Source organism: Shigella sp. SIG3 (assembly GCF_053555855.1).
This window is the reverse complement of the sequence record NZ_JBQZXE010000104.1, coordinates 1-13,553: the sequence shown is the minus strand read 5'-3', so window position 1 is coordinate 13,553 and position 13,553 is coordinate 1. Positions and strand designations below refer to the sequence as shown.

Below are 13,553 nucleotides of genomic sequence, written 5' to 3'. Positions count from 1 at the left end.
ACACAATGAAACCAAATATTACGTGGGGACTCCAAAAAATACAGGCGCACGGGATCGCCGATAACACAATTTACGCGACTGAAGGAACACAAATTATCTTCACCGTTACCTCTCCCTGGATTCCTGTTTTTAAGGTGAATGATGATGTAAAGATTGCCCTCACTCTGACCCGCCACGAAGAAGCATGGTGGATTATCAATCAGTCTACCGAATATTGCTGTACGGTAAACGACCAGATTGTGGAACCTCATCACCGTATGCGTCTGAATGAAGGCGACCTGATAGAATGGGGGTTATCTTCATAGTGCCTTGTACATGGCAATCCATCATCTCCGGACCTGAGCACAGTAAAAACGATATCGCAGACTGCCATCACGTCGGAAGCAATAACCGAATATCTGGATCTGGATTGGTTCAGGCAGCAGCATCTGACATCACAAAATCCATTCGATATCATTCCTGTTCATGGAGCCTCCTCCACCGGAGAAGGTGCGGAAAAAGGAAATGCCCTGACCCGACTTTATCAGGAATACCGCGAGGCGTTGTTATCTCCCGAACAAGATCTTAATCGCCATGCTGATCCTTTTCCTTTTAACGAAGAGCCCTCCTCGCAGGATCTGGATTCATTGCGTGACCTGGTCACCGAAGCCGAGACATTGCAGGATATGGTCACTGGTGGGTTAAGCATTGACGCTATTCTCAATGTACTGGATGCCACTGGCGAAGATGAAACTATCTGGCCTGTCGAAAAGACTCCCCCTGATATCCTGCATTTACTTTCCCCGGAATACGCCCCGGAAACAGCGCATAACACCGTACTGCCAGATCTGACACGGAAAGAGCATCGCATCATTGGCATTGACAACCATTACCGGATAAACCCGGCACAACATGGAGAGATATATCATGACAAACAATAACGAGCTACCGATTACCTTGTCGGCGCTGCTGCGGGATTATTCCGTGGTGGAGGGCATTCAGATGGCAGAGCAACAGGTCAGGATGCACCCAGCGCAGGCCTCCCGCCGCCACAGCCTGTTTCAGTTATTGTGCGTGGCAGGCGACTGGTCGCGGGCACTGCAACAGATCCAGCTATGCGCCCGGATGGACGCAAATTATACTCGCGAAGCGCAGGTATTTGGCGAGCTGATCCGCTGTGAGATATACCGCCACGCCTGCTTTCAGGGCGAACAGCGGCCCGGTGTTATTCTCCCGCCGCCCGCCTGGATGGAGGATCTGCTGACCACCCTCGCCTGTAACGCCCGTGGTGAAGCGCAGGAAGCTGATGCTCACCGCAGCCGCGCGCTTGAGGCCATAACAGACACTTCCGGGCAGTGGAATGGCGGCGCATTTGACTGGATTAGCGACAGCGACTCCCGTACCGGTCCGGTACTCGAACTGATCGCGGGCGGAGCATATATCTGGCTGCCGTTTTCACAAATCTGTTCGCTGAAATCGCCGCGGCCTGCGCATCTGATCGATTTGATCTGGAAACCCGTCAACGTCACCCTGAACAATGGCGATACACACAGTGCCTGGCTGTTTCCCCGCTACAGCGGCTCTGAAAAGGCTGCCGACTCCCTGCGTCTGTGCCGGGAAACGGTCTGGCAGGACGGTCCGGGAGAGACACTGGTACAGGCGCTGGGTCAGAGGGTGTGGCTCACCGGTCACGGCGATATCAGCCTGCTGGATTTGTCCACCTGTACCTTTAACACCGCTGAAGGAAGCGACGCGTGAGCGCTTCCCGCCAGCGTCCAGGCAATCACCTGCTGCCCACGCTGTTTGACCGCCTGTGTGACGACGCCCCAAACCAGAAACGCGACCACGGTATCAGCGTCAGCCCGGTTCAGATTAAGGAGATCATCCGCCGGGATTTGTCATTTCTGCTCAACACCGTCAGCCATGAAGATGATATTGATGCTGCACGTTATCCGTACGCGGCAGCGTCCGTACTTAACTACGGCCTGCCGCCACTGGCGGGCAGCTTTCTGTATGAGCACAAGTGGGACGATATCCGCAGGGCCATTTTGCGAACCATCACCCGGTTTGAACCCCGGCTGAAAGCGTCCACCCTGCAAATCATCCCACTTCAGGATGAGCGCCGCCAGAGTGGCCATAACACATTACAGTTTGAAATTCGCGGCGAGATCCTCACGCAGCCGTATCCGACTGCATTCCGGGTACGTAGCGCGCTGGATATGGAGCAGAGTCGCATTACGTTTTTTTAATTCAGAGAGAGACCGATGGATCCACGGCTACTGGGATACTACAACCGCGAACTGAGCTATCTGCGGGAAACGGGAGCCGAATTTGCCGCCCGTCATCCCAAAGTCGCCGCCCGGCTGGGCATGCAGGGAACGGATATTGCCGATCCGTATGTAGAGCGAATGGTCGAGGCCTTCAGCTTCCTGACCGCCCGCACGCAGCTAAAAATTGACGCTGAATTCCCCCGTTTCACCCAGCGCCCGCTGGAAGTGGTCAGCCCCAATTACGTCACACCCACGCCCTCAATGAGCGTGGCGCAGTTGCATCCCGATACGGAAGAAGGCGATCTGGCGAAAGGATTTACCGTCCCGCGCGACACAGCCTTTTTCTCCGCCATTCCGGAAGGCGAAAGCACTGCCTGCCAGTTTCGCAGCAGCCAGGATGTAACGCTGTGGCCGCTCGCCATCGAAGAGGCGCGACTGACCGCCGCGCCACCGGATATGCCTGCCCTGCACCGCTACCTGCCGGCCAACATTCACGTCGCCGGGGCGCTGCGTATTACCCTGCGCACCTTTGGTGAACTAACGTTCAGTCAGCTTGCCGGACTGGACAGGCTGCCGTTTTATCTCTGCGGCGAGGAGCGTACGGCCTCACACCTGTTAGAACTTCTACATACCAGCGCCATCGCGACCCTGGCTGGCATTCCGGGGCATTTTGACGGCGCGCTGGATGTGAATCTGCAACAGCCCGTTATGTACGAAGGCCTGGAGCCGGATCAGGGGCTGCTGCCGCTGGCGTGGAACGTGTTTCACGGTCATAACCTGCTGCATGAATATTTTGCCTGTCCGGAACGCTTCTATTTTTTCACCCCGACAGGCCTGTCTGCCGGATTACAGAAAATTGACGGTGGCGTGGCGGAGATTGTTATCCTGCTGAACCGCCTGCCGCCGGACTGGCTGATCCACCAGACAAATGCGGCACAGTTCAGCCTGTTCTGTACCCCGGTTATCAACCTGTTTCCCCGCGTCACCGCCCGGATCGATGTCACGCACAGCACGACGGAACAGCATCTGGTGGTGGACAGAACCCATCCGCTGGATTATGAGGTGTTCTCGGTCCAGGAAGTGGAAGGGCTGGAAACCGACACCACACGGAAGATGGCCTTTCGCCCGCTCTACCACACCCGCAATAATGATGAAGGCAATCACGGACGTTATTTTTCCCTGCGCCGGGAGCCCCGCCGCTTATCAGAAAACGCCCGCCGTTACGGCACCCGTACCCCCTATACGGGCTCGGAAGTGTTCCTGTCGCTGGTTGACCAGTATGAAGCGCCGTACCCGGAAAATCTGCGCCACATCACCATCACGGCCATGGTCACTAACCGCGATCTGCCCTGTCTTATTGCCCGCAATGGCCGGGACGATCTAACCGTGGATGCAGCCATCCCGGTGGCGGGCGTAGGGCTTATCCGCCCGCCACGCTCGCCGCAGCCCCCGCTGGCTGAACGTGAGATGGCATGGCGGTTGATCCGCCAGTTATCTTTTAATTATCTGCCGCTGGCCGATCTGGATCACCGTACCGGCGGCCAGGCGTTGCGAGATCTGCTGAACCTGTTTATTCCTGCTCATGACAGTCCGCAATCGCGCCAGGTGCGCAGCCTGATTGGTTGTAAAACGACCCCGGTCACCCGCCGTCTGCCCGGTTCCGGACTACTGGTCTATGGGCGTGGCGTCAGTTGTGAACTGACGGTGGATGAAGAAGGTTTTTCCGGCATCAGTCCGTATCTGTTCGGCCTGGTGCTGGAACACTATATCGCCCGCCATGTTTCCATTAATACCTTCTCGCAGATGACGCTGCACAGCATGCAGCGCGGCAAAATTATGACCTGGCCTGTCAGGGCGGGACAGCGGGGAAGCGTATGAGCAACGATTTCACTCAGGCGCAGGAACCCCCCTGGCATTACGGTTTTCTGAACCTGATGCGCCGCGTGGATGTGCAGTTGTGTACCGTTCCGGCGGGCAACACCTAGCAACCACGGATGGAAAAATTTCGCCTCGGACAAACGCCCGCGCTGACCTTTGCGCCACGAGAAATCGCCAGTGTGGGCTGGCAGGAAGGGCGCCTGCACATCAGTCTGTACAGCCTCGGGCTGTGGGGGCCGAACGGTCCACTGCCGCTGCACTACACCGAACTGGCGCGTAACCGGACTGAAAGCCGACGCGATCCGACGCTGACCCGTTTTTCTGATCTTTTTCATCACCGCTGGCTGACGCAGTTTTACCAGGCATGGCGCAGCGCCCAGTCCGCTGGGGGCGGTCTGGATAAACCGCAACATGACCGCTTTGCCTTTTATGTCGCCAGCCTCAGCGGGCAGGATTTGCGGGAGAGCGCTGACAGCCCGTTGCCAGATCACGCTCGTCTGGCGGCATCGGCCCATCTGGTGCGTGAGTCCCGCAATCCGGACGGTCTGGCCACCACGCTGGCGCACTATTTCGGTGTACCTTTCCGGATACAGGAGTATGTCCTGCACTGGATAGCCGTGGCGGACGATGAGATCACCCGGCTGGGGATGCCTGCCCCCTCTTCCGTTATTGGCAATAGTGCACTCATCGGCCAGGCCGTGCCGGACATGCAGTATAAGTTCCGGCTGGTTATCGGCCCGCTGACGCTGGAGGATTACCGACGTTTTCTGCCTGGCAGCAATAACCTGCCCGTCCTGACAGAACTGGTCCGCGCCTTTAGTGGTTATGAATACTGCTGGGAAATTGAGCTACAGCTAAAGCCCCACGCCGCCCCTCCGGCTGTTACCGGTGGTCCGTACCAACTGGGTTGGACTGCATGGGCGGGTAAAGCCATGCACGACAACCCGGTGACGGGCATGATTTTCGAACCAGAACACTACCTGGCGCACTGAGGATAATTAAATGGAAATATTCCTGTCTGACCCAATTTCGGCGGAATGCCCCTGCGGCCCGGATCTGGAGTACGATCCGGAATACCTGCTGCTGTTCACCCGCGCCGCACCGCGTGAAGAAGCGCAATATGGCGATTTTGTCAGTACGCCGGAAAACATTAACTGGGCGGAGCTTGAGCGGGACGCCCATCGTCTGCTGATGCGCAGCAAAGATATCCGCATTCTGGTTGTCCTGCTGCGCTGCCGTATCCAGCAGGCCGGTGCCAGGGGACTGTCGGAGGCGCTCACGCTGCTGGAAACGTTGTGCTCCACGTACCCGGACGCCATCCATCCTCAACTGCTCGCGACTGAAGATATCACCGCCGAAGATGCTGCGGTGGCACGCAGTAACGCGCTGGCGGCGTTGCTGGACCACGAAGGTGTAATGGCGGATATTCGTGGCATTACACTGTCAAATAATGCTGCCATGCGCCTTCAGGTGCGGGATGTGGAGCGTTCGCTATCTGCATTACGCCCGGCGGATGCGCTGGCACCAGAATCGGTACGCCAGCAACTGGCAGACCTGGAAGCGCGCGGCACACTGCCGCTGGATGCCTTTCGCCAGGCAGCAGAGACCACTGAGCGGCTGCAACGCCATGCGCGTGAAACGCTGAATGACCAGGCACCGGACTTCTCCCGTCTGACGCAACTGCTGGCCCTGTTACCGGGAGCAGTGCAGAGCACCACGCCGGAGATCCTGCCACAACCACAGGCTGAGCAGCCGGAAAACGCCACCATCGTTCATACTGAACAGATGCAGGCAGAGCAGATTGCGCTACCGGTGCATATCGCGGAGGAAATATCACCGATGACCGGCGCAGAACCCCGGCAGATCCGCGACCGAAACGACGCGCTGGAACGCCTGCGTGTCATCCGTCGCTGGTTTGAGCACAGCGAACCGAGCAGCCCGACCATTCCTTTGCTGCGCCAGGCAGAACGCCTGGTCGGAAAACGCGTCTCGGAGGTAATAAATGAAATTCCAGTAGAACTGCTGGAGAAATGGGATGCGCTGGAGTAACAGAAGTAGCCAGAATTTATAATGTCTGGCCATTTTTTAAATCATATCCGTTTTACTTCGGAGTGAAAAATTCTCACTTCACCAAAACGACGAAAGCCCGAATCATTACTGATTCGGGCTTTCTGAATATTGGCGGAACGGACGGGACTCGAACCCGCGACCCCCTGCGTGACAGGCAGGTATTCTAACCGACTGAACTACCGCTCCGCGTTGTGTTCCGTTGGGAACGAGGCGAATATTACGGATTGCCTCGACCTTCGTCAACGATTTTTCTCATCTTTTGAATCGTTTGCTGCAAAAATCGCCCAAGTCGCTATTTTTAGCGCCTTTTACATGTATTTATGCCCGCCAGAGGCAGCTTCCGCCTTTCTTCTGCACCAGATCGAGACGGGCTTCATGTGCTGCCAGCTCTTCATCTGTCGCAAAAACAACGCGTAACTTACTTGCCTGACGTACAATGCGCTGAATTGTTGCTTCACCTTGTTGCTGCTGTGTCTCTCCTTCCATCGCAAAAGCCATCGACGTTTGACCACCGGTCATCGCCAGATAAACTTCCGCAAGGATCTGGGCATCGAGTAATGCCCCGTGCAGCGTTCGTTTACTGTTATCTATTTCGTAGCGGGCACATAGCGCATCGAGGCTGTTGCGTTTACCGGGAAACATTTTCCTCGCCACCGCAAGGCTATCGGTGACCTTACAGAAGGTATTGGTCTTCGGAATATCGCGCTTAAGCAACGAAAACTCGTAGTCCATAAAGCCTATATCGAACGCTGCGTTATGGATCACCAACTCCGCGCCGCGGATATAGTCCATAAACTCATCGGCTACTTCGGCAAACGTGGGCTTATCGAGCAAAAATTCATCAGCAATACCATGTACGCCAAAGGCTTCCGGATCCACCAGCCGATCGGGTTTGAGATAAACATGGAAGTTATTGCCCGTCAGGCGACGGTTCACTACTTCAACAGCACCAATCTCAATGATCTTGTGGCCTTCATAGTGTGCACCAATCTGGTTCATACCGGTGGTTTCGGTATCGAGAACGATCTGGCGTGTAATTGCAGTGCTCATAGCGGTCATTTATGTCAGACTTGTCGTTTTACAGTTCGATTCAATTACAGGAAGTCTACCAGAGATGCTTAAACAGGTAGAAATTTTCACCGATGGTTCGTGTCTGGGTAATCCTGGACCTGGGGGTTACGGCGCTATTTTACGCTATCGCGGACGCGAGAAAACCTTTAGCGCAGGCTACACCCGCACCACCAACAACCGTATGGAGTTGATGGCCGCTATTGTCGCGCTGGAGGCGTTAAAAGAACATTGCGAAGTCATTTTGAGTACCGACAGCCAGTATGTCCGCCAGGGTATCACCCAGTGGATCCATAACTGGAAAAAACGTGGCTGGAAAACAGCAGACAAAAAACCAGTAAAAAATGTCGATCTCTGGCAACGTCTTGATGCTGCATTGGGGCAGCATCAAATCAAATGGGAATGGGTTAAAGGCCATGCCGGACACCCGGAAAACGAACGCTGTGATGAACTGGCTCGTGCCGCGGCGATGAATCCCACACTGGAAGATACGGGCTACCAAGTCGAAGTTTAAGCCTGTGGTTTACGACATTGCCGGGTGGCTCCAACCGCCTGGCGAATTCGTGGCTTGTTTTTACTCTGTTTCATCGGATTTAGCGTTAAAGGAATAGTCCGTTTCCGGGCAACAATAAGTTGTAAGCAACCAAGCGCAGGAATATGCGCATTCAATAGTTTTCCTCCGTGTTTGTTCCACGGGAGAACGTGGAAACGGCTGGCGTGCAGCACTTCAAAATTCAACAAAGAGAGCCAGTCCAGTTGCCGCATCAGAGTAAACATCCGGCTATTATAGGGCGAGGTTTTGCGCAATACCGGCACAAGTTTGCGTAATCCCATTAAACTGATGGGGTTGAAGCCACTAATCACCAGCCAGCCATCATCAATCAGTACCCGATCGGCTTCACGTAATAAACGATGCGGATCGGTGCACCACGGCAAGGTATGTGCCAGTAGACAAATATCAACGGATTTATCGGCAAAAGGAAGATGAAGTGGATCCGCCTGCACCTGGACGGGCATTCCTTGCGCAGAAACATTCACTTGATGAGAAACCGCGCACGCTTCGCAATTGATTTCTGCGCTTAAATTGCCAATCTTAAGCAGATGAAAACCATACATTTTAGTGAACCACGGGTTGAGCTGGCGCTCCAGCGCCTTGCGATAAAGCTCTCCCCAGGGCAAATCGCCCCAGCAATCAGGAGCCACGACAGTTTGAGGGACTCTTGCCGGTTTCATCACAACCTTCCGTTTTACACTGAGAGGTAATCTATGAATCTTAACAGTATTCCCGCCTTTGATGACAATTACATCTGGGTTTTGAATGATGAGGCAGGTCGCTGCCTGATTGTCGATCCCGGAGACGCAGAGCCAGTATTAAACGCCATTACCGCCAATAACTGGCAACCGGAGGCCATATTTCTAACCCACCATCACCACGATCACGTTGGCGGCGTAAAAGAACTGGTGGAAAAGTTTCCGCAAATTGTGGTGTATGGTCCACAAGAGACACAAGATAAGGGAACAACACAGGTAGTCAAAGATGGCGAAACTGCCTTCGTTTTAGGGCATGAATTTAGTGTAATTACCACACCGGGTCACACTTTAGGACATATCTGTTACTTCAGTAAACCTTATCTATTTTGCGGCGACACGCTGTTTTCTGGTGGGTGTGGTCGGTTGTTTGAAGGGACAGCTTTACAAATGTATCAATCACTTAAAAAGCTAAGTGCGTTACCTGACGATACATTGGTATGTTGTGCTCATGAATATACGTTATCAAATATGAAGTTTGCTTTGAGTATTTTTCCGCACGATTTGTCCATAAATGATTATTATCGTAAAGTTAAGGAGTTACGGGCAAAAAATCAAATAACACTACCCGTAATTCTGAAAAATGAGCGGCAAATTAATGTTTTTTTAAGAACGGAAGATATTGATTTAATTAATGTAATTAATGAAGAAACATTATTGCAACAACCTGAAGAGCGTTTTGCATGGTTAAGGTCAAAGAAAGATAGGTTCTGATAAAACTTTCTTGTCATCGGCTCCGTTCGCCGTTATGATCGGTCGTCTTTTAAGCAACTATTGACACACACATGAAGGCAAAAGCGATATTACTCGCCTCTGTCCTGCTCGTGGGTTGCCAGAGTACCGGCAACGTTCAACAGCACGCACAGAGCCTTTCTGCAGCTGGTCAAGGGGAAGCAGCAAAGTTTACAAGTCAGGCACGATGGATGGACGATGGGACGTCTATCGCGCCAGATGGTGACTTGTGGGCTTTCATTGGCGACGAGCTAAAGATGGGAATTCCGGAAAATGACCGGATTCGCGAACAGAAACAGAAATATTTACGCAATAAGAGCTATCTCCACGATGTAACTTTACGGGCAGAGCCGTATATGTACTGGATAGCAGGGCAAGTTAAAAAACGTAACATGCCTATGGAACTGGTACTACTACCCATAGTGGAGAGCGCTTTTGATCCTCACGCAACGTCTGGCGCCAATGCCGCAGGCATCTGGCAGATCATTCCGAGCACGGGGCGCAATTATGGTTTGAAACAGACCCGCAATTATGACGCGCGTCGCGATGTTGTTGCTTCAACAACTGCCGCGCTGAATATGATGCAGCGTCTGAACAAAATGTTTGACGGCGACTGGCTTCTGACCGTAGCGGCTTATAACAGCGGCGAAGGTCGGGTCATGAAGGCAATTAAAACGAACAAAGCGCGTGGGAAATCCACGGACTTCTGGTCGTTACCGTTGCCGCAGGAAACGAAGCAGTACGTGCCTAAAATGCTGGCATTGAGTGATATTCTCAAAAACAGCAAGCGTTATGGCGTACGTCTGCCAACGACCGATGAAAGCCGTGCTCTGGCGCGTGTGCACCTGAGTAGCCCGGTTGAAATGGCGAAGGTTGCAGATATGGCGGGGATTTCCGTCAGCAAGCTGAAGACATTCAACGCTGGCGTGAAAGGCTCCACGCTGGGCGCAAGTGGGCCGCAGTACGTGATGGTGCCAAAGAAGCATGCAGATCAACTGCGTGAATCTCTCGCTTCAGGCGAAATTGCTGCTGTACAGTCGACGCTGGTTGCCGACAATACGCCGCTTAACAGCCGTGTTTACACCGTACGCTCTGGCGACACGCTTTCAAGCATCGCTTCACGTCTCGGCGTAAGCACCAAAGATTTGCAGCAGTGGAACAAACTGCGCGGATCTAAGCTGAAGCCAGGCCAAAGTTTGACGATTGGTGCAGGCAGTAGCGCACAGCGACTGGCAAACAACAGCGATAGCATTACGTATCGTGTGCGCAAAGGCGATTCGCTTTCAAGCATTGCTAAACGCCACGGCGTGAACATCAAAGATGTGATGCGCTGGAACAGCGACACTGCGAATCTGCAACCAGGCGACAAGCTGACGTTGTTTGTGAAAAACAACAACATGCCAGATTCCTGACAAACCAGATAATAAAAAGGTACCGATTCCCCCGGTGCCTTTTTTATTTATGCCGCTTTATGTGCTTCTACCATGATGATATCACTGGTGAAAGAGCCGTCATTCTGCAAGGCAAAATACGTTCTCACCTCTGTCGATGCGCTCTGTTGGTAAATGCGAATAGCGTCTACTAACGCTTCTGGCGTACGCATTCTCGCGACCCATGAACAAAATTCCAGCGGTAACTTATCTGTAATTAAATTATCAACTATCAGATTGGCTTCATTGATTAACCTCAACCACTCACCGCTGGCGTAGTTTCGTACGTGAGAGGTATCGCGTAATGCTTCTACCGTCTGTAACCAGATGTCGCGCACTGGATGACCCGGAGACATTACGTCCATCACAATCATCCTACCGCCAGGTTTCAATATCCGGTTCACTTCACGCAGTGCTGCACCAACATCATGCCAGTGATGGGCAGAATAACGGCTGATAACAATATCAAATGCGTTATCGGCAAATGGCAGACTTTCAGCATATCCCTGGCGGGTGGTGATATTTTTCAGTTGCCGGGCTTCGGCAGCTTGTGCCACGACATCCAGCATTTGGGCAGATAAGTCATACGCCACCACCGCGCTCACGTTTTGCGCAGCAACAAAGCTGGCATGCCCTGCTCCGCAGCCCATATCAAGTACACTTGCACCAGGATAATCAGCCAGACGCACCGCCAGGCGCTGTAAATCTCGTCCGGATGCATGTACGGTACTGGTCAGATATTCGCAGGCTTGAGAGCTAAACTGCTTTTCTACGTGGTCATGGTGGGATTGTGTTGTCATTGCGCTGTCCTTTTGTTGTTTGAGTATAAAAGGACAGCGCCAAACGTTGGTCTGCCCTGTGGCAGACCTGACATACCTTATTTATCAGGCTTGCCGGGACTGAATTCAACGAGTAGCGGATTGTGATCGGAAGCGCGCGTAACCAATACAGAAGCTTCGCTGACGTTCAGACCACGGTAGAAAACAAAATCGAGCGGGCGGCCAAACGCCCGACGGCGCTGATCATCGGTAAAACGCACCTGGCGCAGCGACATTTCCCGCGCAAAGCGATATAACGCGTTCATCCTTCTACGGCTCCAGGCATTGAAATCTCCCGCCATAATGACCGGGCCGCTGTGGTGAGCTATCTGATCACCAATAGGAAGTAACTGCTTACTATAGACATCCACGCCCAGACTGAAGTTGACGGCGTGTATATTAACCACCATCAACAGGCGGGTGTCAGGTAATGGATAGACCGTCACCAGTGCCGACTTCGCCAGACGCAAAATGGGTTCTCGTTCACGTAACGGGCAGCAATACACTGGATGCGCCGCCGAAAGGGTCATTACACCGGAAGGATGTTGTGGCAGCACGAAAGCGGGCACCTGATCGGCGGCAAGATAGTTAGCGGTCGCAAACTGTACTAACTCTGGCGTTGTCTGCGCTTCCTGCAATAACACCAGATGTGCATCTTTGCCGTAGTTCTTTAATACCGACAACCATTCAGCGCGTTGCTGTTTGTATATGTTCCACACCAGGATCCGAATACGCTCTTCGGTACTTAACGGTTCTCCAGGTGGTAATGCCTGGCCGATGCTCGCAAAAGACCCCGGCGGTAAGATCCTTTCCGCAGGTTGTCCGGCAACATAGCGCATGGCATAGGTGTTTTTTCGCACTTTTGACTTTGAAACCTCTATTACGTCAACCCTTCCGCACTCGGGAGGGTTCTACTGTTATAGGGATTTTAGCTCACTCTTTCAACGAGCAATTGTATATTGTTATGTAAGCAAGTGCTTACACCGGTCAGAAATTTGCTCATTATTGAGAACATTAAATCGGATGACATATCACGCATCCTGATGGTTTAATGACAAATAAATTCAAAATATCTCATCTATTTTGCAACAGGAGCAAAAATGAAAGCCACGTCGGAAGAACTCGCCATTTTTGTTTCGGTCGTCGAAAGCGGCAGCTTTAGCCGGGCAGCGGAACAATTTTAGGGCAAGCAAACTCAGCGGTAAGCCGGGCGGTGAAAAAGCTGGAAATGAAACTTGGCGTTAGCCTGCTTAATCGGACCACGCGGCAACTTAGCCTGACGGAAGAAGGCGAGCGTTATTTTCGTCGCGTACAGTCAATTTTGCAGGAGATGGCAGCGGCAGAATCAGAAATTATGGAGACGCGTAATACACCGCGTGGACTGTTACGGATCGATGCCGCAACTCCAGTGGTGCTGCACTTTCTGATGCCGTTAATTAAGCCTTTCCGTGAACGCTATCCGGAAGTCACTTTATCGCTAGTCTCCTCCGAAACGATTATTAATTTGATCGAAAGAAAAGTGGATGTCGCGATACGCGCTGGTACGTTAACGGACTCCAGCTTACGTGCCAGGCCGTTATTTAACAGTTATCGAAAAATTATCGCCTCCCCCGATTATATTTCCCGCTACGGGAAGCCAGAAACGATCGACGATTTAAAGCAACATGTTTGCCTGGGATTCACTGAACCCGCTTCCCTCAATACCTGGCCGATAGCCTGTAGTGATGGACAATTACATGAGGTGAAGTACGGTTTGTCATCCAATAGTGGGGAAACACTGAAACAGCTTTGCCTGAGTGGCAACGGGATTGCGTGTTTGTCCGACTACATGATCGACAAAGAAATCGCTCGCGGATAATTGGTGGAGTTAATGGCAGATAAAGTGTTGCCAGTGGAAATGCCATTCAGTGCCGTCTATTACAGCGACCGTGCGGTAAGTACGCGCATCCGGGCTTTTATCGATTTCCTTAGCGAGCATGTAAAAACAGCTCCCGGAGGAG

General features: G+C 52.7%; 11 protein-coding genes, 1 tRNA gene and 3 pseudogenes. 10 read left to right on the top strand and 5 right to left on the bottom strand.

What is annotated here, in order from left to right; all coding sequences use genetic code 11:
- Window positions 1-5: 5 nt before the first annotated feature.
- The 6 genes and pseudogenes from tagK to ACUU1I_RS16025 all read left to right on the top strand — a co-directional run bounded on the left by tagK (window position 6) and on the right by ACUU1I_RS16025 (window position 6,176).
- Window positions 6-920 (top strand): annotated as a pseudogene (gene tagK / locus ACUU1I_RS16050) (type VI secretion system-associated protein TagK).
- Window positions 907-1,737, top strand: coding sequence for a type VI secretion system accessory protein TagJ (locus tag ACUU1I_RS16045; RefSeq protein ID WP_000183809.1), 831 nt, complete (start codon window positions 907-909; stop codon window positions 1,735-1,737). Before tagK ends, ACUU1I_RS16045 begins: the two are co-directional and overlap by 14 nt.
- Entirely contained in the window at window positions 1,734-2,228 is a 495-nt protein-coding gene (gene tssE, locus ACUU1I_RS16040) for a type VI secretion system baseplate subunit TssE (protein WP_001276640.1), read from the top strand. The genes ACUU1I_RS16045 and tssE overlap by 4 nt, the downstream gene beginning before the upstream one ends.
- Window positions 2,229-2,243: 15 nt before the next feature.
- A complete protein-coding gene (gene tssF, locus ACUU1I_RS16035; protein WP_000371515.1) occupies window positions 2,244-4,127 on the top strand; it encodes a type VI secretion system baseplate subunit TssF in 1,884 nt (627 codons plus the stop codon).
- Window positions 4,124-5,119, top strand: a pseudogene (tssG, locus tag ACUU1I_RS16030) (type VI secretion system baseplate subunit TssG). The gene tssF and the pseudogene tssG overlap by 4 nt, the downstream one beginning before the upstream one ends.
- A 10-nt stretch (window positions 5,120-5,129) precedes the next feature.
- A complete protein-coding gene (locus ACUU1I_RS16025; RefSeq protein ID WP_000402248.1) occupies window positions 5,130-6,176 on the top strand; it encodes a type VI secretion system protein TssA in 1,047 nt (348 codons plus the stop codon).
- A 130-nt stretch (window positions 6,177-6,306) separates the two neighbouring features.
- On the opposite strand, the gene ACUU1I_RS16020 is transcribed toward ACUU1I_RS16025, so the two are convergent.
- Window positions 6,307-6,383, bottom strand: a tRNA-Asp gene (locus ACUU1I_RS16020).
- A 132-nt stretch (window positions 6,384-6,515) separates the two neighbouring features.
- Complete coding sequence (gene dnaQ, locus ACUU1I_RS16015; RefSeq protein ID WP_001366128.1) at window positions 6,516-7,247, bottom strand: DNA polymerase III subunit epsilon; 732 nt, start codon at window positions 7,245-7,247, stop codon at window positions 6,516-6,518.
- A 64-nt stretch (window positions 7,248-7,311) separates the two neighbouring features.
- On the opposite strand from dnaQ, the gene rnhA reads away from it, so the two are divergent.
- Entirely contained in the window at window positions 7,312-7,779 is a 468-nt protein-coding gene (rnhA, locus tag ACUU1I_RS16010; RefSeq protein ID WP_000917883.1) for a ribonuclease HI, read from the top strand.
- Here the strand turns inward: rnhA and ACUU1I_RS16005 are convergent.
- Window positions 7,776-8,498, bottom strand: a complete 723-nt coding sequence (locus ACUU1I_RS16005; protein WP_005060310.1) for a class I SAM-dependent methyltransferase — start codon at window positions 8,496-8,498, stop codon at window positions 7,776-7,778. The genes rnhA and ACUU1I_RS16005 overlap by 4 nt on opposite strands.
- Before the next feature lie 33 nt (window positions 8,499-8,531).
- On the opposite strand from ACUU1I_RS16005, the gene gloB reads away from it, so the two are divergent.
- Entirely contained in the window at window positions 8,532-9,287 is a 756-nt protein-coding gene (gloB, locus tag ACUU1I_RS16000) for a hydroxyacylglutathione hydrolase (protein ID WP_001052755.1), read from the top strand.
- 71 nt (window positions 9,288-9,358) lie between these two features.
- On the top strand, window positions 9,359-10,717 hold the full coding sequence (gene mltD / locus ACUU1I_RS15995) for a murein transglycosylase D (protein WP_000644685.1): 1,359 nt from the start codon (window positions 9,359-9,361) through the stop codon (window positions 10,715-10,717).
- Between the two features lie 47 nt (window positions 10,718-10,764).
- Here the strand turns inward: mltD and ACUU1I_RS15990 are convergent, their stop codons facing one another.
- Window positions 10,765-11,535: a class I SAM-dependent methyltransferase gene (locus ACUU1I_RS15990; protein ID WP_000211684.1), complete on the bottom strand. Its 771-nt coding sequence runs from the start codon at window positions 11,533-11,535 to the stop codon at window positions 10,765-10,767.
- A gap of 77 nt (window positions 11,536-11,612) precedes the next feature.
- Entirely contained in the window at window positions 11,613-12,413 is an 801-nt protein-coding gene (locus ACUU1I_RS15985; protein ID WP_001230983.1) for an endonuclease/exonuclease/phosphatase family protein, read from the bottom strand.
- A gap of 240 nt (window positions 12,414-12,653) precedes the next feature.
- On the opposite strand from ACUU1I_RS15985, the pseudogene yafC reads away from it, so the two are divergent.
- Window positions 12,654-13,553, top strand: a pseudogene (yafC, locus tag ACUU1I_RS15980) (DNA-binding transcriptional regulator YafC); the annotation flags it as partial.

Coding starts and splice junctions, on each gene's coding strand:
- ACUU1I_RS16045 (WP_000183809.1), top strand. CDS start 907: ATGACAAACAATAACGAGCTACCGATTACCTTGTCGGCGCTGCTGCGG.
- rnhA (WP_000917883.1), top strand. CDS start 7,312: ATGCTTAAACAGGTAGAAATTTTCACCGATGGTTCGTGTCTGGGTAAT.
- tssF (WP_000371515.1), top strand. CDS start 2,244: ATGGATCCACGGCTACTGGGATACTACAACCGCGAACTGAGCTATCTG.
- mltD (WP_000644685.1), top strand. CDS start 9,359: ATGAAGGCAAAAGCGATATTACTCGCCTCTGTCCTGCTCGTGGGTTGC.
- ACUU1I_RS16025 (WP_000402248.1), top strand. CDS start 5,130: ATGGAAATATTCCTGTCTGACCCAATTTCGGCGGAATGCCCCTGCGGC.
- ACUU1I_RS15990 (WP_000211684.1), bottom strand. CDS start 11,535: ATGACAACACAATCCCACCATGACCACGTAGAAAAGCAGTTTAGCTCT.
- dnaQ (WP_001366128.1), bottom strand. CDS start 7,247: ATGAGCACTGCAATTACACGCCAGATCGTTCTCGATACCGAAACCACC.
- ACUU1I_RS16005 (WP_005060310.1), bottom strand. CDS start 8,498: ATGAAACCGGCAAGAGTCCCTCAAACTGTCGTGGCTCCTGATTGCTGG.
- gloB (WP_001052755.1), top strand. CDS start 8,532: ATGAATCTTAACAGTATTCCCGCCTTTGATGACAATTACATCTGGGTT.